This is a genomic window from Methanobrevibacter wolinii SH (genome assembly GCF_000621965.1).
Classification (GTDB): Archaea; Methanobacteriota; Methanobacteria; order Methanobacteriales; family Methanobacteriaceae; genus Methanarmilla; species Methanarmilla wolinii.
Genome location: NZ_JHWX01000014.1, coordinates 68,176 through 87,921, shown reverse-complemented (window position 1 = coordinate 87,921; position 19,746 = coordinate 68,176). Strand labels below are relative to the sequence as shown.

The 19,746-nt window shown below is 27.1% G+C and carries 17 protein-coding genes, 1 tRNA gene, 1 other RNA gene and 2 pseudogenes; 5 read left to right on the top strand and 16 right to left on the bottom strand.

Annotation, left to right across the window (positions count from 1 at the left end; translation table 11 throughout):
* Window positions 1-312 (top strand): annotated as a pseudogene (locus tag T523_RS01995) (hypothetical protein); the annotation flags it as partial.
* 121 nt (window positions 313-433) lie between these two features.
* Here T523_RS01995 and T523_RS01990 read toward each other — a convergent pair.
* Window positions 434-991, bottom strand: coding sequence for an ArsR/SmtB family transcription factor (locus T523_RS01990; RefSeq protein WP_052334602.1), 558 nt, complete (start codon window positions 989-991; stop codon window positions 434-436).
* Between the two features lie 280 nt (window positions 992-1,271).
* Between T523_RS01990 and T523_RS01985 the strand changes: the two genes are divergently transcribed.
* From T523_RS01985 to dnaJ, 3 genes are all read left to right on the top strand, one after another.
* The gene (locus T523_RS01985; RefSeq protein WP_042707243.1) at window positions 1,272-1,814 is read left to right on the top strand and encodes a nucleotide exchange factor GrpE; all 543 of its coding nucleotides are present in this window, start codon (window positions 1,272-1,274) and stop codon (window positions 1,812-1,814) included.
* Between the two features lie 135 nt (window positions 1,815-1,949).
* Entirely contained in the window at window positions 1,950-3,824 is a 1,875-nt protein-coding gene (gene dnaK, locus T523_RS01980; protein ID WP_042707242.1) for a molecular chaperone DnaK, read from the top strand.
* A 102-nt stretch (window positions 3,825-3,926) separates the two neighbouring features.
* Complete coding sequence (gene dnaJ / locus T523_RS01975; RefSeq protein WP_042707241.1) at window positions 3,927-5,078, top strand: molecular chaperone DnaJ; 1,152 nt, start codon at window positions 3,927-3,929, stop codon at window positions 5,076-5,078.
* Window positions 5,079-5,501: 423 nt separating this feature from the next.
* Here the strand turns inward: dnaJ and T523_RS01970 are convergent, their stop codons facing one another.
* The 7 genes from T523_RS01970 to T523_RS01945 all read right to left on the bottom strand — a co-directional run bounded on the left by T523_RS01970 (window position 5,502) and on the right by T523_RS01945 (window position 9,357).
* Window positions 5,502-5,837, bottom strand: coding sequence for an EamA family transporter (locus T523_RS01970; protein WP_042707240.1), 336 nt, complete (start codon window positions 5,835-5,837; stop codon window positions 5,502-5,504).
* The gene (locus T523_RS01965) at window positions 5,834-6,178 is read right to left on the bottom strand and encodes an EamA family transporter (protein WP_042707239.1); all 345 of its coding nucleotides are present in this window, start codon (window positions 6,176-6,178) and stop codon (window positions 5,834-5,836) included. The genes T523_RS01970 and T523_RS01965 overlap by 4 nt, the downstream gene beginning before the upstream one ends.
* A 186-nt stretch (window positions 6,179-6,364) precedes the next feature.
* Window positions 6,365-6,645, bottom strand: an RNA gene (gene rnpB / locus T523_RS08725) — RNase P RNA component.
* A gap of 32 nt (window positions 6,646-6,677) precedes the next feature.
* Window positions 6,678-6,752: transfer RNA gene (locus T523_RS01960), tRNA-Met, on the bottom strand.
* A gap of 127 nt (window positions 6,753-6,879) precedes the next feature.
* Window positions 6,880-8,367 carry a sodium-dependent transporter gene (locus T523_RS01955; RefSeq protein ID WP_042707238.1) on the bottom strand — a complete coding sequence of 496 codons (1,488 nt, stop codon included), beginning with the start codon at window positions 8,365-8,367 and terminating at the stop codon, window positions 6,880-6,882.
* A gap of 60 nt (window positions 8,368-8,427) precedes the next feature.
* Complete coding sequence (locus tag T523_RS01950; protein WP_042707237.1) at window positions 8,428-8,946, bottom strand: hypothetical protein; 519 nt, start codon at window positions 8,944-8,946, stop codon at window positions 8,428-8,430.
* Window positions 8,947-8,958: 12 nt separating this feature from the next.
* Window positions 8,959-9,357: a membrane protein gene (locus tag T523_RS01945; protein ID WP_042707236.1), complete on the bottom strand. Its 399-nt coding sequence runs from the start codon at window positions 9,355-9,357 to the stop codon at window positions 8,959-8,961.
* Between the two features lie 158 nt (window positions 9,358-9,515).
* On the opposite strand from T523_RS01945, the gene map reads away from it, so the two are divergent.
* The gene (gene map / locus T523_RS01940; RefSeq protein ID WP_042707235.1) at window positions 9,516-10,451 is read left to right on the top strand and encodes a type II methionyl aminopeptidase; all 936 of its coding nucleotides are present in this window, start codon (window positions 9,516-9,518) and stop codon (window positions 10,449-10,451) included.
* 549 nt (window positions 10,452-11,000) lie between these two features.
* Here the strand turns inward: map and npdG are convergent.
* The 8 genes and pseudogenes from npdG to frhA all read right to left on the bottom strand — a co-directional run bounded on the left by npdG (window position 11,001) and on the right by frhA (window position 19,328).
* The gene (gene npdG, locus T523_RS01935; RefSeq protein ID WP_042707234.1) at window positions 11,001-11,678 is read right to left on the bottom strand and encodes an NADPH-dependent F420 reductase; all 678 of its coding nucleotides are present in this window, start codon (window positions 11,676-11,678) and stop codon (window positions 11,001-11,003) included.
* Window positions 11,668-12,150 carry an NUMOD1 domain-containing DNA-binding protein gene (locus T523_RS01930; protein ID WP_052334601.1) on the bottom strand — a complete coding sequence of 161 codons (483 nt, stop codon included), beginning with the start codon at window positions 12,148-12,150 and terminating at the stop codon, window positions 11,668-11,670. Before T523_RS01930 ends, npdG begins: the two co-directional genes overlap by 11 nt.
* An 83-nt stretch (window positions 12,151-12,233) precedes the next feature.
* A complete protein-coding gene (locus tag T523_RS01925) occupies window positions 12,234-13,727 on the bottom strand; it encodes an aldehyde dehydrogenase family protein (RefSeq protein ID WP_042707233.1) in 1,494 nt (497 codons plus the stop codon).
* 28 nt (window positions 13,728-13,755) lie between these two features.
* On the bottom strand, window positions 13,756-14,937 hold the full coding sequence (locus T523_RS01920) for an iron-containing alcohol dehydrogenase (RefSeq protein WP_042707232.1): 1,182 nt from the start codon (window positions 14,935-14,937) through the stop codon (window positions 13,756-13,758).
* 985 nt (window positions 14,938-15,922) lie between these two features.
* A pseudogene (frhB, locus tag T523_RS01915) lies at window positions 15,923-16,794 on the bottom strand (coenzyme F420 hydrogenase subunit beta).
* Between the two features lie 11 nt (window positions 16,795-16,805).
* Entirely contained in the window at window positions 16,806-17,621 is an 816-nt protein-coding gene (gene frhG, locus T523_RS01910) for a coenzyme F420 hydrogenase subunit gamma (protein WP_042707231.1), read from the bottom strand.
* The gene (frhD, locus tag T523_RS01905) at window positions 17,622-18,101 is read right to left on the bottom strand and encodes a coenzyme F420-reducing hydrogenase, FrhD protein (protein WP_042707230.1); all 480 of its coding nucleotides are present in this window, start codon (window positions 18,099-18,101) and stop codon (window positions 17,622-17,624) included.
* Window positions 18,102-18,110: 9 nt separating this feature from the next.
* Window positions 18,111-19,328 (bottom strand): coenzyme F420 hydrogenase subunit alpha, encoded by a 1,218-nt coding sequence (gene frhA / locus T523_RS01900; RefSeq protein WP_042707229.1) that lies wholly within the window; start codon window positions 19,326-19,328, stop codon window positions 18,111-18,113.
* Window positions 19,329-19,746: the final 418 nt, after the last annotated feature.

Here is a 19,746-nt window from a genome sequence, read left to right as displayed (position 1 = left end):
GATGATGTTTTAAGCTACTCATTAAACATATTTAAAAATAAAAATCAATTAAATAAAAATAAAAGATTATTTAAACGATTAAAAAAAGAATTAATCAGTAAACTCATGAATTGGAAACATTACAAACCAATAAGAGGTAAAATCGAAGATTATTTCAAAGTACTTAAAAATTCATTAGAAATGAGAAAAATACACAAATTTACACCAAAATCAGTAGAAAAAACCCTATATTTATATGTATTATTAGGAACAATACTCATACAGAACTCCGATACATCAAAAACAGGCCTACAAAAGCTATCACAAATGTGAAAAATTCAGGCCCCTAAAATTTTTAAAAAAAAGTTTAAATCAATATAATAATCAGCTAATTTTAAAAATATAATAAAAAAAAATAAAAAGAAATGAATAATCTAAAAAAATGAATTTGAGATTATTCAAATTGATAATTATTATTATTTGAAGAATTATTCTTTGTATTATAAGTACGTTCTAATATATATTCTGCTCTTTCAAGTAAATTTTTATATAAATGTATTTGAGCTTTTAATTCTTCAACAGCTTCATAATGACCTTGATCAATTTTTTTCTCTAAATTCAATAATTTAGACCATTCATCTCCAGAAGGTAATTGTTTTTGATTTAATCTATCCTCTGAAACATTGACATCAAAGACATTTTGGCTAATAATAATGTTAACAGTAACATCATTAGGCAAATCGTAGTATTTACGAGGTCTACCTCTAATTATTTTTTTATAGGAAGATTTTAAAAGACCTGCTTCTTCCATTGCTCTTAAATGTTGGATAACAGCTTTTTGACCTATGTTTAATTCCTTAGATATTTCACTAACGAACATAGGTTCTTCTCTAAGTAAATTAATAATTTCTCGTCTAGTACGAGAGCCCATAATATCCAAAATTTCGTCCATATCAATATCATGGTTTAGATTATTATTTTTTGATTTTTTAATATTTTGTTTTTCTGTCATCAATTTATATTATAAACCAAAAACTTTATATAACTTTTGGTTACTATAAGATAAATAAGAAAGATAACTTTTGGTTACTTTAATATTTTATATAAAAAAATCTTTAATACAATGGTTATTTTTAATAACTAATGTCCTATATATTCATATTTCATAAATAAAATATTAAAGTTAAAAGTTTTTATCTTTCAAAGGTAATCATTGTATTAAAGATTGATTAAATAAAAAATATGAATAATAAATTATTGTTATCTTATAATCAATTAAAAAAGGTGACCAAATGGCTAATAAAGAAGAAGATTCCAAATTAGATTCTGAAGATAAAACATCTAAAGAAAATGAAGAATCTAAAACTACAGAAGAACAATTAGCTGAAATGGAATCAGAACTTGAAAAGAAAGATGAAGAAATTCAAGAATATATTGCTCATTTACAAAGACTTCAAGCAGATTTTGAGAATTTAAGAAAACAAACTGAAAAGAAAGAAAAAAATATCATAAAATTTGCTAATAAAGATTTAATTGAAAAAATATTAGATCCTTATGAAGACCTTGGTAGAGCACTTGAAAAATCTAGTAATGAAAAAGAACTTAGAGAAGGAGTAGAATTAATTTATAAAAAATTAAAAGATACTCTTAAAAAAGAAGGTGTTGAAGAAATTCCTACAGAAGGGGAAAAATTTGATTCTTTAAAACATGATGCTTTATTAGTCGAAAATAATCCTGATGTAGAAAATGGATACATTATCCAAGAACTTATGAAAGGATACACCTTAAAAGGCGACGTTATTAGATACTCAAAAGTAAAAGTTTGTAAAAAATAAAATTTATATTAATTATTAAAATTTAAAGATAAATTTAATTTATTATTAATAAAATCAGACAAAAAAATTAAATTTAATCTAAAATTAAAAAATTCAAAAATATATTAAATTATCAAATTAATAAATGGTGATAATATGGCAGAAAAAACTAAAAAAGAAAAAATTATTGGTATTGATTTAGGTACAAGTAACTCAGCAGCAGCAGTACTTATTGGTGGTAAACCTACTGTTATCCCAAGTGCAGAAGGTGCAAGTCAATATGGTAAAGCATTTCCAAGTTATGTTGCATTCACTGATGATGGACAAAAATTAGTAGGTGAACCAGCAAAAAGACAAGCAATTACCAATCCAGAAAATACTATTAGTGCAATTAAAAGAAGTATGGGTACAGACAGAAAAGTAAAAGTACAAGGAAAAGAATATACTCCACAAGAAATTTCTGCTTTTATCTTACAAAAAATTAAAAAAGATGCTGAAACTTTCTTAGGAGAACCTATTGAAAAAGCAGTTATTACAGTTCCAGCATACTTTGATGATAACCAAAGAACTGCAACTAAAGATGCAGGTACTATTGCAGGATTAGATGTAGTAAGATTAGTAAACGAACCTACTGCAGCAAGTTTAGCATATGGTATTGATAAACAAGAAGAAGACGATGATGTAAATATTATGGTTTTCGATTTAGGTGGAGGAACCTTAGATGTAACCATTATGGAATTTGGTGGAGGAGTATTTGAAGTAAAATCCACTAGTGGTGATACTAAATTAGGTGGAACAGATATGGATAATGCAATTATGAATTATTTATCATCTGAGTTCAAAAAAGAAACTGGTGTTGACTTAATGGAAGATGATCAAGCAGTACAAAGACTTAGAGAAGCTTCTGAAAAAGCAAAAATTGAACTTTCCACTACATTAACTAGCCAAGTTAACTTACCATTTATTACAATGAAAGATGGTGAAGCTAAAAACTTAATTAATGATTTATCAAGAGCTAAACTTGAACAATTAGTTGACCCTATTGTACAAAAATGTGGTAGACCAATGGAACAAGCATTAAATGATGCTAAAATGTCTAAATCAGATATTGATAAAATTATTCTTGTAGGAGGACCTACCAGAATGCCATGTGTACAAAAATATGTAGAAAACTTCATTGGTAAACCAGTAGAAAGAGGTATTGATCCAATGGAATGTGTATCTATGGGTGCTGCTATTCAAGGAGGAGTATTAGCTGGTGAAATTAAAGATTTAGTTTTACTTGATGTAACTCCATTATCTTTAGGTATTGAAACTTTAGGTGGAGTAGCAACTAAACTTATTGATAGAAACACTACTATCCCAACTAAAAAAAGTCAAATATTCTCAACTGCTCAAGATAACCAACCTTCAGTAGATATCCATGTTGTACAAGGTGAAAGACCAATGGCAAATGATAATACCACTCTTGGAAGATTCCAATTAGTAGGTATCCCACCTGCACCAAGAGGAGTACCTCAAATTGAAGTAACATTTGATATTGATGCAAACGGTATTATTAATGTATCTGCTAAAGATAAAGGAACTGGTAAAGAACAATCCATTACCATTACTTCAAGTACTAAATTATCTGATGAAGAAATTCAAGAAAAAGTTAAAGAAGCAGAAATGAATGCTGAAGCAGATAAGAAAAAAGAACATGAAATTGAAGTTAGAAACAATGCAGATTCCATGATTTACACAGCAGAAAAAACTACTGATGAATTAAAAGATAAATTATCAGATGATGAAAAATCTAATATTGACAAATTAGTAAGTGAATTAAGAGAACTCATTACTGGTGAAGATATCGATGCTATTGAATCAAAAACTAAAGAATTAACTGAAGCAGTACAAAAAATTGGTGCTAAAGTATATCAAGAAGCTGCAGCTCAAGAACAAGCAAATAATGCTAATGCTGGAGGAAATAATACTTCATCAGATGACAAAGATGATGACTCAATCGATGCAGACTATGAAGTAAAAGATTAGATATATTAGATTTAAAAAATAATATATTAAGATAGATATAATACTTTTATATTATATCTACTATTTTTTTAAAAATTAATATTATCATATTAGGTGAAGAAATTGGCAGAGAAGCGAGATTATTATGACGTCTTAGGTGTTGATAAAAATGCTGATGAAAAGACCATTAAAAAAGCATATCGTAAATTAGCAATGAAATACCATCCAGATGTTAGTGACGATGAAAATGCTACTGAAAAATTCAAAGAAATTAGTGAAGCATATGCTGTATTATCTGACCCAGATAAACGTAGCAAATATGATCGTTTCGGTCATGCAGGTATGAATGGATTCTCTGCTGAGGATATATACCAAAATGTAAACTTTGATGACATATTCGATGACTTTGACCTTGGAAATATATTTGATATGTTTGGATTTGGTGGAGGAAATAGATCAAGATCTAGAAACAGTACAGGTCCACAAAGAGGTTCAGATATTTATACACAAGTAGATATTAGTTTAGAAGAAGCAGCATCAGGAATTAAAAAAGATATTAAAATACATCATGATGTAACTTGTCCAGAATGTAATGGAACAAGGGCTAAACCTGGAACTTCTCCTGAAACATGTCCAGAATGTAAAGGTAGTGGTCAAGTAAAAGAAGTTACAAATACTATTCTTGGACAAATGATGAGTGTTAGACCATGTAGAAAATGTGGTGGAAGCGGAAAAATCATTAAAGAACCTTGTACAAACTGTCATGGAAAAGGTACAGTTCGTGAAGATCAAACTATCACAATTAATATACCGAAAGGTATCAATGATGGAGATCGTTTAAGAGTATCTGGTGCAGGAAATGCTGGAAAATTCAATGGTCCTTCTGGAGATGTAATGGTTTCAGTACATATTAAAAAAAATAATAAATTCCAAAGAGAAGGTTCACGTCTTTATTATAAAGAACCAATTAGTATTGTACAAGCTAGTTTAGGTGATAAAGTAGATATTCCAACAATTGATGGAAAAACAGTTACACTTACTATACCACCTGGAACACAAAGTGAAACAAGCTTTAAAATACGTAACCAAGGTATGCCATTACTAAATAGTAGTGACCGTCGTGGAAACCTTTATGTAAAAGTTATTGTTGTAACTCCACAAAATCTTAATAAAGAACAAACTAAATTACTTAAGAAATTTGGTGAGATTAGTGGAGAAAAAATTAAACATGTCAAAAAAGGATTTTTCAGTAAAATGAAAGACTCAATTTCATAAATAAGAATTTATTCTTATTTTTCTTTTTTTAATATTTTTTATGAAAGTTTAAAACTTTATAATTATTAAATTTTTAAAATAAGTATATAATATCATTAAGTAAGATAAAAACTATTTTTTAAGTAAATTTTAACTTTTAAGCTTATTGTATTTGAAATTTTAATTTTATATGATTTATTTATTTTTAATATAAACTACTTTTTTAATATAATGATTTTTAAAAATCAATCAAATAATAATAATAATCTTATTAAGATTCTCGTAATTAAAAAAACTTTTTAAATCTAATTTTCAAGTATAAATATTATTATATTATTATAAAAAATAATATTTCAACAGAGACTCAAAAATATTTAAAAATAGCAAAAATAATATAAATGATGTATATTATATCATTAAAAAATATAATTAAAAATTAAAAAATTAAATATTACAAATAACAATACCAATTAAAATTAAAACTAATCCTAAAATTTGTTTTTTATTAAGCATTTCTTTAAGAAAAACATAACTTAGTATTGCTACAAAAATATATCCTGCAGATTCTAAGATTAATCCAAAAGATAATGGAATTGTTTTATATGAAATAATCGTAATTAATGTTCCAGCAAAAAACATTAAATATGCAATAATTACATATGAATTTAAATATTCACGAATAAATGATTCATGTTCTTGCATTGCACTTTTTTTAAGAAGAATCTGAGAGCAAGATGCAATAAATACTGAAAATAAAAATAAAAATACAAAAGGATTCATTTGTCATTCACCATCAATAAAATTATTCCAGTAATAACTAATATAGCACCTACAACCATTTTTAAACTGATTGTTTCACCTAAAACTAAACAGCCTAAAACAAATCCCCAAATAACAGTAACTGCCTTATTTGAAAATGCAATATTAAGATCAATACGTTTTAATATTTGTTGCCATAAGATTGCATAAACTCCAAGTAATGCTACAACAAAAATATATCCTAAAATAAATTTAGTAGACATTACTGGTAGCTTTGATGTGAATTTTTCACATAAAGCACATATTGCATAAACAAATAAAGAAGCTTGTAAAAATATATAATCTCTAACTTTAACTGCCATATTAAATCCTACTAATTTTTTAAAATAAAATAATCTAATTAAAATAAGTAATTTATAAAATATATAATTATCTAAAAAAAATAATTTATAAATATCTAAAAACAAGAAATTAAATATAAATTTTGTTTTATAAAACATGTAAGTTTAAAAATAGTGAAAAATAAACTAAGTTTTTAAATAGTTATAGCCTGCTAAGAGTAACCCACCTTCTGTTTAACAGTATTCATCTTCGCGAATTACCTTGCCTCATACAGTTGTCATTAGCAAATTTATCCTTGCACCCTATAGAATGACCGTTTCACCGTTACTTTTAATGTCAATCAGTTAAACATCATATTCATCCATTAAAAGACGTATCGTTTCTGCTTCAGAGTCATGCTTCTCAGCATATGCATTTAAAACATTATAGTTCTGTAATGATGGATGGAGTTTCCTTAGTAAAAAACCAGTAACTGTCTTTAGCTTGCTATAACTAAAATAATAAAAAACTTAAAAAAAGTAGCAGGGCCTAGATTTGAACTAGGGCTCTCGGGGTTATGAGCCCCGCGGGATTACCAGACTACCCCACCCTGCTATAAACAAGATTTTGTATAAAATACAACTGTATAATATATTATATTTAATATAGTATATAAAGGTTTCTAAAAAATAAGAATTTTAAGAAGTTTTAAAAGAAAAAATAAAAAAATAAATTATAAAATTTAAATTTTATAAAATTCATTATTTTTAGAAGATAATTTTGTAAGAATTATAGGAACTACAATTAATATAATTACAAATATTAAATCTATAATCATTTCAGTATGACTTCCCCTTACAAATATATCCATAACTCCATTAATCCATAAATAAATAATTACAATAGGCATTATTAATTTAACGATTAACTTCCATTTTTTACCAACATTAAAACTAGAATGTTGATTAAGTTTATCTGCAATTTTATCTGCACCATAGAACCATGCAAATATAATTGCTTCTGAAAGAATAACAAGAGACAATGTAATTTCATTTAAAAATGAATCTGCTATTGATAATAAATAACTTCCAGATCCTGTAGCATATATAAGTGAAAGTAAACAACCAATAATAGCCATTATTGTTGCTGATTTTTTACGTGAAAATTCAAATTTTTCATTAATGGAGGATGCCATAGGTTCAAATAATGCAATTGCAGAAGTAAAACCTGCAAATAAGAAACATAAAAAGAATAATGGTCCAATAATATATGCTAAATTACCCATAACATTAAAAATTGCAGGAAATGCAACAAAGACTAAACCAGTTCCATCAGTCACAACTTTAGATAAAGGTAATCCTTGAGTATTTGACATGAAACCAAGTATAGAGAATATACCAAAAGCTGTAAAAAGACCAAATAAAAGATTAGCTAAAGTTACAATAATTGCATTATCCATTAAATGATGTTCTTCATTTCCAACATAACTAGTGTAAGTAATAGCAGTTGAATCACCAAGACCCATAGAAAATGCAATTTGAGCAAGTACTATCAGCCATAAACTAGGATTAAATAATGTTCCCCAATCAGGTTTAAATAATTGAGTATATCCTATAGATGCACCTGGAAGAGTTATTGCAAATACAATAATACAAAACATCATAATAAACATTAAAGTCATTAATACAGTAGTAACTTTACCAATACCTTTGTTTAAATCTCTACTTGATACAAACCATACACATAACCATATTATAAGTAATGCAATAATTACTGGAATAGAAATTTTTGTTATTCCAATTAAAGAATTTCCAACACCATTAGTTAAGATAATATTCCCAAAGAATGCATCAGTATTTGTACCCCAAATTTTAGTAAAACTAAATCCAAAGTACAGTAATGCCCATGCTAAAATAACAACATAATAAACTAAAACTAAAAAAATATTAAATGGTACAAACCAACCAATAAATTCAAATTTCTTATTAATTTTTGAAAATACTCCCGCAACAGCAGATTTAAAATTAAAACCAACACCATATTCTAAGAACAAATGATTAATACCTAAAACAAAAAGTACAATTAAATATGCTACAATAAAAGAAGCTCCACCATTAGTATATAAAACATATGGAAATCTCCAAATATTTCCTAAACCAATAACAGAACCCATCATAGCAAAAATAAATGCCATACGAGTATTAAACAATGGTCTATCATTATTTTCCATAAAATTCCCCTAAAACTTAAAATAATAAAAAAAATAGTTAAAAAAATAAAAAATAAAGAATTAATTATCTTTATCTTCTTCTAAAGCTTCAATTCTTTTATCTAATGATTCTAACCTTTCATTAGTAAATTCAGAATATTCATCAAATCTTTTTTCTAAATCTTCAATAGATTCATTAGCAGAAGCCCATCTTCTTTCTAAAGTATCTAAATCATTTTGAGTAGCTAATGACCAATCTTCAATAAGTTGATCACTTTTTTCATCAAGAAAAGCATCAATTTTTTGAGAGAAAGCATCTGTGTTAAAACTAGACATGTCATAATCATTAATCATGTCTTTAAATTTAGACATAGAATCTGATTCTTTGTTTATTTTTATATCTTCATCTTGATCATCTTCAAATTCAATATCAACAGAATCTACTCCAGAACCCGGCCTTTCTTCTTCTTCTGAATTAATTTTAGGAATATTAAAGTTAAATCCATTAAATGAACTAGAATTGTTTAAAACAAAATAATAAATTAATATTAAAATAGCTAATATTAAAATTATAATAGCTAATGCTTCAATGACACCCATATTATAACCTCATTATTTTTGAAGTTTTTTCTCCTTTTCTTCAATGTCTTTAAGCATTTTTTCAAGTTTTTTCTGTTCTGTTTGTGCTTCTAAACGTGCTAATCTTTCATTAATTTCAGTATGTTTATAACCTATTTCATTCATTAACTCAGAAGTAGATTGTCTAATAGATGAAAGATGTTCTTGTTGTTCTTTAGGTAATGGTATAGGATTTTCCATTAATCTTTTAGATTCTAAATCTTTTTCAACCATAGTAATTTTTTTAAGTTCAATCTCTTTATCAATCATTTTAACAGTATTTTGAGATTGTTTAACTTTTCTCCATTGATAAACAACAATAATAATAAGAATAGCAAAAATCAAAACAAGAATTATAATAAAAATCTGATTTGGTATTACTAAAGTTTCCATAGAATATATCCTCCATGTGATAAAATATTAAATATAATGTTAATATATATTTAAAAGTATATAAAAATTATGAAAAAATATAAAAAATATTGATTAAATGATTATTATATTAAAATCATGTTTATAATTAAGATTTAAATTAATTAGGAGGACAATAAATGTTAACTGAAGAAGAAAGAAAGTCATATATGGAAGCAGGAAAAATCATATCTGAAGTAAGAAAAGATGCAATAAAACTTATTAAAAATGATACTCCTATTATAGATTTAGTTGAATTCGTTGAAGGAGGAATTTTAGATAAAGGTGCTGGAATATCATTCCCATGTAATGTTTCAATAAATGAAATCACTGCACATTATACCTCTCCACTTGGAGATAAAAATAAAATTGTAACTGGAGATTTAGTTAAATTAGATCTTGGTGCTGAAGTAAATGGTTATATCTCAGATACTGCTGTTACAATAATGGCTCCAGGAGATAATCTTGAAGAAGTATTTGATGATAAAACATTAGAGAAAAATCAAAATATTATTGAAGCATCTGAAAGTGCACTTAATGCAGCAATTGATACAATACATGCAGGTGTTGAAATTGGAGAAATAGGTCAAGCAGTAGAAGATGCAATACATGAATATGAATTAAATCCAATTACTAATTTAACAGGACATAGTCTTGAACATTGGAATTTACATGCAGGACTATCTATACCTAATTACAATAATCATAGTACACATAAATTAGAAGAAGGAGATGTAATTGCTGTAGAACCATTTGCAACTGATGGTATAGGTGTTGTAGATGATATTCCAGGAGCATACATTTTTTCATTTATGAGAGATAGACCATTTAGAATGGCTCATGATAAAAAAGTTTTAAAACATATAGAACATAATTATAGAGATTTACCATTCTCTGGAAGATGGTTAACAAAAGATTTTAATAAAAATAGATTACATGCTTCAATGAGAAATCTTTCAAGAGCAATGGCAATATATGCATATCATCCATTAAAAGAAAAAACTAATGGAATGGTAGCTCAGACAGAACACACAATCATTGTTGAAGAAGATGGTTGTACTGTTACAACATTATAAAATCTAAATCTTAGATTTTACTTTTTTTAAAAATAAGTTAAAAATTTATTTAAAGGAGATTATGGCATTAATTAAAATAAATTAATACCATAACTAAATAATAAGGTAAACTTATATATTAATGAATATTTACTAACTACTAGTTTTAATCTTATTAAGACATACTTATAGGGTTTTCATGTATAATTTAATAAAGAGGAAACAATTAATAAAATTTTTTAATTAATTTTAAATTATATTTTATTCTTTAGATTCAATAATATATGGGGAAGATTATTTTCATAAAGTGTAAAAATTCCAAATGGAATTAATTTATTAAATATAAATATAATTTACTAGATAATATTCAATTAATATATTAAAGATAATATATGGCAGATTAGAAATAAAAAAATCCCAAATATTAAGTTTACCTAATTATTAAACTAATAGAACTTATGATAAAATACTATTTTTATTTATATGAAAAAGAATCAAATAGATTCTTAATCATATAAAAATATTTAAGGGACAAATCAAGTAGCAATTCACTCTCAATGGGGCATAAATTTATTTAGAATCAATACCTGTGATTCTAATTCCACCAAATTGTGATTTATACTTAATGTTTAAAGCAATAAGTAATGGGGTGATTTCTTCTATCATTCTTGATCTTTCAAGAGGTCCTGCATCAATACATTTTACACCTGGAATCTTGTTAATTAATTCCATAGAAATATCTTTTGCATCTTGATAATCTCCTGCAATTAAACAATCACAATCAATATCATTTGGAATATTTAATAATAAAGAATTACTAATATTACAAAATGCACAAACAACCTTTGCACCAGTACCTTTTAATAAAGCTTGAGTTCTTTCTGCAGCAGAACCTTCACAAATACCAATACATCTTTTAGGAGAACCACCAATTGCTGTTTCAAGAGGAACTGTAGCATCTATAAATACTTTATCACCTACAAATTCTTTAATTGTTTTTAATGTAGGAGCTTGAGCAACTAAAGGAACTGTCATTATTAATATATCTCCATTTTTAGCTGCATCTTCATTTGCCATACCTTCAATAGAGATATCATAATCTTTAAGTTCATCAATAGTTTCATTAACAATTTTTAATGCTTTTTCTTCCTTTCTTGATCCTACAATTACATCCTCACCTGCAATAGCTAAACGTTTTGCTATTCCTAAACCTTGAGGACCAGTACCTCCAATTACACTAATTTTCATTTAAACACCTCTTATCTTTGAAATCAACTTTGAATTCTGATAAGTATCCGTTATTAGTTAAAACAAAGTTTTCATGTTTATTTCCAATAGATTTATAGATATCTTTAATTATTCTATATATCGTGTTTCTACTACAACCCAAATATTTCGCCATTTCAGTTACAGACATAGAATCCATATTAAATAATATAAATGAAATAACACTTATAGGGATTTTTGAATTTTCAAGGAAGGTATTTGTAAAATCATTGAAATTATTATTACATTTTTTACAAGTGTATTTTCTAATTTTACCTTTATAATTAGATTTTTTTAAAAATCCTTTTTTATATACATCGAAAGATTTACATTTAGGACAATATACACCATCAGCCCATCTAATAGATCTAAAAATATCCATAAATAATGTTTCATTTAGATAGATATCAGAAGATTCTTTTGCAATTATCTTTTTATAATCATATGCGCCCATGAGAATCACCTTAATTAAATATCTAAATGGAAAAAAATGAATAAATATTGAATTAAAATTCAATAATTACTCTAAAAAAACACTTATTTTTTTGGATAGAAACCACTAGGTTCTTCTGATAAATTGATCATAATATTTTTCATTTGAGTATAATGTTCTAATATAACTTTATGAGTTTCACGACCAATACCAGATTGTTTATAACCTCCAAATGGAGCACCTGCAGGAATAGAATTATAAGTATTTACCCACATACGACCAGTTTCAATTGCATTACATACACGTATAGCACGATTGATATCACGAGTCCAAACTGCTCCACCTAAACCATAGGTACTATCATTTGCCATTTCAACAACATCTTTTTCATCTTTAAATGGAATAACAACAGCAACTGGTCCAAATATTTCTTCTTGAGCAACTTTCATATCATTTGTAACATTTGTTAATAAAGTTGGTTTAAAGAAACTTCCTTCTGAAAGTGGACCTTCAGAATATCTTTCACCACCGACTGCTATTGTAGCACCTTCTTTTACACCATCTTGAACACATTTTTCAATTTTTTGAACTTGTCTTTCATTAATTTGAGAACCCATTTGTGTGTCTTCTTTCCATGGCATATCAACATTTATTTTACTAAATTGATCAACTGCTTCTTTAACAAATTTATCATATATTTCTTCTTGTACAAATACACGGGAACCTGCACAACATACTTGACCTTGATTAAAAAGAATACCTAATTGTAATCCATCCATTGCCATGTCCCATTTACAATCTGAGAAATATATATTTGCAGATTTACCACCTAATTCAAGAGTTGATGGAATTAATTTACATGCAGCTGCATCAGCAACATTACAACCAATTTCAGTAGAACCAGTAAATGCTAATTTTCTAAATCCAGGATGATCTAATATATATTGACCAGATTTAGAACCTTTTCCAGTGACAACATTGAAAACACCTTTAGGAATTACTTTTTCAGTTAATTTAGCAAATTCAAGTACACTTAATGGTGTTGAACTTGATGGTTTAAATACAGTACAACAACCTGCTGCAAGTACTGGTGCTAATTTCCATGCTGCCATTAAGAATGGGAAATTCCAAGGTACAATTTGACCTACAACTCCAATTGGTTCTCTTAAAATTAAACTTAATGTATTATTATCTAACATTTTTGCAGAACCTTCTTCAGTACGAACAGCTCCAGCAAAGTAACGGAAATGATCTGATGAAAATGGCATATCTATAGCCATGTTTTCTCTTATTGGTTTACCATTATCTAAAGTTTCAATCATTCCTAACTTCTCAGCATTATCATCAATGATATCTGCAATTTTAAGTAAAATTTCTTCTCTTTCAATTGGATCTACTAATTTCCAATCTTCAAATGCTACATTAGCAGCTTTAACAGCCTCATCTACATCTTCTTTAGTTGCTTCTGCACAAGTAGATAATTTTTCACCATTAGCAGGACAGAATGTATCAAATTTTCCACCATCAGATGCATCTTTCCATTGACCATTAATATATAATTTATATTCTTTGTCTGCAGGATTTTCTGGGATTTTCATGTTTTAACCTCTTTAATAATATACAAATCTAGAAATCAATCTCATCAATACCATAGTAAATGTTATGTAATAATTTTTCAAATAATTCTGCAGTCATTTCTCTAGGGTTTGCAGCAGTACAAGCATCTCCCATAGCATTTTCTGCGATTTGTTTTACTTTATCATTAAATTCATCTTCTTTAATACCGAATTCTCTTAAATCATGAGGAATACCTAAGTATCTATTAAATTCTGCAACAGTATTACATAATTTTTCAACAAGTTCTTCATCACTACCTTCCCAACCAAGATATCTACCAATTGCTGCATATCTTGAAGGATCTTTTCTTGCATTAAATCTTGTTGCATAAGGTAAATAGATAGCATTAGCTTCACCATGAGGAATATGACCAGTTGAGAAAGCTGCACCTGTTTTATGTGCCATTGAATGAACAATACCTAATAATCCATTAGAAAATGCAATACCTGCTTCACATTGAGCATAATGCATCATTTCTCTTGCATCCATATCTCCATCAAATGAAGCTCTTAAGTTTTCAAATACAAGTCTAATTGCATCTAAAGCCATTGCATCTGCAAATGGTTGGTGAGTTGCTGCAGTATATGCTTCAATTGCATGAGTTAATGCATCCATTCCAGTGTGAGCTACTAATTTTTTAGGCATAGTTGCAGGTAATTGTGGATCAACAATTGCAACATCAGGAGTTACTTCAAAATCAGCAATAGGCCATTTAATACCAGTATTATAATCAGTAATTACAGAAAATGCAGTTACTTCAGTACCAGTACCACTAGTTGAACCAATAGCACAGAATTTAGCTTTATTCCTCATTTTTGGTAAACCAAATGGAACACAAGCTTCCTCAAAAGTTAAATCAGGATATTCATAGAAAATCCACATTGCTTTTGCTGCATCAATAGGAGAACCACCACCCATTGCAACAATCCAGTCTGGTTCAAATTCAAGCATTTGTTTAGCACCTTCCATAACAGTATCAACAGAAGGGTCAGATTTTACACCTTCAAATAACTTTGTTTCAAATCCAGCTTCATGTAAATAATCCATTACTTTATCAAGGAATCCAAAACGTTTAAGGGATCCACCACCAATAACTACAAAAGCTTTTTTACCTTCTAAATTTTTTAAATTTTCTAATGAATTTTCTCCTACATATATATCTCTAGGTACTGTAAATCTAGTTTTATCCATATAAATTTCCTCCAATCGAAATTATATTCTTAAAATATTTTACTAACTTTATAGAAAGTTATTAATTTCATACTGAAATTAAAATATTTATTAAATGTTCATACAAAGACTCACAACACATAAGAAAAATAATGTTCTTTAAAATAAAGAAGAGTAATAAAAAAATTCCCTTTAATTATTTATTTAAATTCCATAAATATAATAAAAAATCAATGAATAATAATAAAACAAAATAAAGCACAAATTAAAATTAAAAATCATTAAAAATTTAATTTTAATTGTTACGAATTGTTTTAATATCAATTAATTTTTTATTAGAAATATTGAACATTATTAACGCTTGTATTGATTCTACAATTAATATTATAAAATAAAGTTCTATTTAAAGAGTTTGGAATATATACAAATGTTAAGAAAATGTTGCAATGTTAGATAGAAATAAAACAAAAATTCAAAATTATAATATAATAAAAATAGAGATTTAAAAGCTAAAATGATATTATAAAAAAATACAAGATAAAGAAAATAAACAATAATCAAATTAAAAGAGTAAATTATCTAAATTCAAAAATAATAAAATATAAGAAAAATTTGATTAAAAAATAAAAAATAATAAATATAAAAATAAAATAATGAGTATAAACTAATAAAAATTGAAATAAATAATATTTAAGATATTAAAAAATAAATAACGTATAAATAAAAAAGTATAAAATAAAATACAATTAAATATTCTCAAAATAATTAAAAAATACTAAATAAACTATAAAAACTAAAAATAAGCAAGTCAAATAAATAAAATTTAAATAAAAATTAAGATCATCTTTTTAATAAAATATAAAATAAGTTAAAAATAATAGAAAAATTCTAAAAAAATGAGTATATTAAAATCTAATTTTTATAAAAATTTAAAAACTTAAAAAGAGGGAATTACTCTAAAAATTAAGAGTATAATAAAGGCGAAAAATAAAAAAAGAGAAAAAAATTAGTATTGATAAAATTTATCAAAACCTGAAGGGATAGGTAATCCCATTTTAACTCTTCTTTCTGCTTCTTTTTTATTTTTATCTTTTTTACCTTTAGCTAATTTACTAAGTAATCCAAGACCTGGTTTTACTTCATCATCCATAGGTTTAGTTTCAATAACTCCAGCATCAACAGCTGCTTTGAAAATAGAGTCTCCACCATCAGTCCTAGTAAATACAGTAGACCAACATCAGGAGTACCAACAGATCCAGTAGATACATCAGCTAACTCTGCAACATAATCAGGACATACATTACATGCTGCTTGTTCATAACCATGTGTTTGTTTTAAAGGTATTTTATTATCTTGATCACCAGTATAAGCAAAGAATTTACCTTTACCAATATCCATTTTAGTAACATCATCCATATTTACTTTCATTTTTTCTTCAACAAAAGTTTCAAGAGATGCAAATGGGAAATTTTCCATACAGAAAATACCAATTAATAATTTAAGTTTATCTGCAACAAAACGAGTTGAAAATGGATAAACTTGCATTTTTCTAATACCCATAATTTGACAAGGAGTACCAACAGTACCTACTTTTTCAAGACCATATTGTCTTACTGCTTGTTTTAAAGCCCAAACGTTAGGAGAATGAGTATATTTAGTTCCTGCTGCATCAATAAGATCTTCTTTAGACATTGCAACTACAGGTTCTGGTACCCAAGGTTTTTCAGAAGGTCCAGCAACAACAGCACCTTCAATAATACCTTCATCTAAAGCATAAGAAAATAAAGCAGTAACAATTCCACCATCTTGGGATACTTCTTGTATTTTACTATCAGTTGCTCTAGCACATAAAACTTCTTTATAATTACCAAATTCCATGTTTAATCCTCCTATAAATTGAACTCTTTTTTAATCCTATCTAATGGGAACCAAGTTCTAGGACAGTGAACATTACATGAACCACATTTAATACATCTATTAATATTAATAATAGGTCTACCTTCCACCATATCTATAGCTTTAGTAGGACAAGCTAATGCACAAGTTCCACAACCAGTACATAAAGCTTTGTTAATAATATTGGTTTGTAAGTCACAACCACAAGCTAAATTACAATTTGCAATATCTAATGCAGGTTGTAAATAATCCATATCATTATTAATTAAAGCAACAACTGATTTAGCAATAATTTCAGGAGAAGCAGGACAACCAGGAATAGCAAGATCTACTTTAATTAAGTCACTTAAAGGTACAAAAGACTCATGTTTAGGTTGAGCTTGTTGTCCTCCACGAGAGAATCTTGTAAAACAACCATTCATAGCACAAGAACCAAATGCTGCAACTAATTTAGAATGTTTTCTAGCTTCTTGAACTTCTATTAAACTGTGTTCATCTTGTAAACAGACAGAACCTTCAATAAGACATAAATCCATATCAGGCATTTCTTCAGCATAAGTACCATGAATCCATTTATCAACTAAAGTTTGACCATATACAATATCTACCATATCAGATAATAATGTAGATAAAATATCATAGTTTTCAGTTAAGGACATTACATCTCCAGTACATCCACTTACATGAATATATCCTATTTTAGGTTTATTAGTTGGTTTTACAGAAACTTTACCTTCTTCATATTTAACCTCAGATTCAACAGGTTTGGTTTCTTTTTTACCAAATGATTTTTTTAATTTTTCAAACATTTAATTAACCCCTATTTCTTTGAATATCATATCAATAGCTTTAGGAATAGCATTTTGAACAGACTCTGATAAGCCTAAATCTATATCTGGTGCAGAAATTTCTTGTGGTTGACATCCAACAATAACAACGTCAATTCCTTTATTTGCTAAATCTTGTAATGGTTCTTCTACTGCCCAATTATGAGCATTTTCATATTTTCCTTTAGGCATTTCAAATGGTGAAAAATATTTTAATGAACCAGGTTCAGCATGATAATCAACAACATCTACAACAATAATCTTCTTCCAAGCATCACTAGGAAGTGAAAATATATAATATGTTGCACTAGTACCTGCATCAATAAACTCTACATCATCAGGACATTCATTATCCTTTAAATATTCTTCTTTAATAGTTTTGATTACATGTGGTCCAAAACCATCATCTTTGAATAAAACATTACCGCAACCAACAACTATAGTTCCTACATCATAAGTCATGATATTCCTCTATAAGTTCACCATATTTTGTTTTAATACACTTTTATCTTCATCATCAACAACCATTACGTGAGTAGCACAAGATAAACAAGGGTCGTATGCTCTAATTACATGAGCACCATATTTATAATGGAAACCTTCAGTAGCAGGACCCATAGTTGGGATATTCCAAGTAGTAGGTACTAAACAAGTATAGTATTGTACTTTTCCATCTTTAATTTGAGCCATATGAACATCAGTTCCTCTAGGTGCTTCAATTACACCTACACCTAATTTATTTGTTCCTCTAGGATCAAAATCAGCTAAAGTTGGAGCAGAAGTATCTAATTGATCAATTAACTCAACTAATCTATTTGCATTTAATTTCATTTCTTCAGCTCTAGCAACATGTTGTGCTACAACACCTTTATCTTTGAAACCGTGGTACATTTCCATTCTTGCTCTAGGACCAGTTTCAATATTTTTACCTTCCCATAATGGAATAGTTGAACATGCTCTTTTACCTATTTCTTCATCATCATACCATTGTTCTGGCATAATTTCACTGAATTTATCAAAGTCAAAGTAATCTCTATTACCATAATATCCATCTGAAGCAAATGGTTTACATTTAACTACACCTAAATCTTTAGGTAATCCTTTATCCGCAACTAAACCTTCAATTAATTCAGTATGTTTTTCAATAGCTGGAACTAATGCTTTAGCTTTTTCAGTAATTTTTTCTTTTGCTAATGGAGAAATATTTTGTGCCATACCACCTACTCTAATATCAGATGGGTGAATACCTTCACCAGCAATAGTATCTACAATAAATTGTGCTAATTTCCTAATGTTAGAAACACTATCTACTGCAGTATTAAATAAATTATCTGGTACAAAATCAGGAGCAATTAAGAAATGGTGAATAGCTGCACTATCAATACAATGTGCAAATAAAGTCATTTCTCTCATAATTCTTGCAGCTTTTGGTATTTCAATATCTAAAGAATCATCAATAGCTTCTACAGAAGCTAAAGTATGAGGAATAGGACATACACCACAAATCCTTTGACATAAAACAGGAGGAGTTTCTGGTGATCTACCTACAACCATCTTTTCTAATCCTCTGACAGGAGTAATACTAAAATATCTACCTTTTGTAACAATCCCTTCATCATCCACTTCCATGACAAGTTCTGCATGACCTTCTTGCCTGGTAGTTGGGGATATAACTATTTTATCACTCAAATGTGTCACCTCTTTGTTAAAAAAAATTAGAAACTAACGACAATAATAATTATGATAATAAATGATATATATATGATTTTCTTTAAAATAATTAGAAAACTTTAAATAGTATAATATTTTATTTGAACATTTTATAATAAAAGTAAAATAAAAAATAAAAAAAATATACAAAATTAAAATATTGGAAATTAAAAAATAAAATTAAATAAGAACAAAACAATTTAAAAATATTTAATAGATAACTATTATTTAAGTTGAAAAAAGATTTTAAACCCTTAAAATAGAAAACTAATAAAAAATAAAAATTAAAAAAACTAATAAATATTTAAAAAATTAGTATATCGTAATGTTTATTAATATAAATAGAAATATATATAACTACAAACTAAATTTATTTATTCTATAAAAGATTTATAAC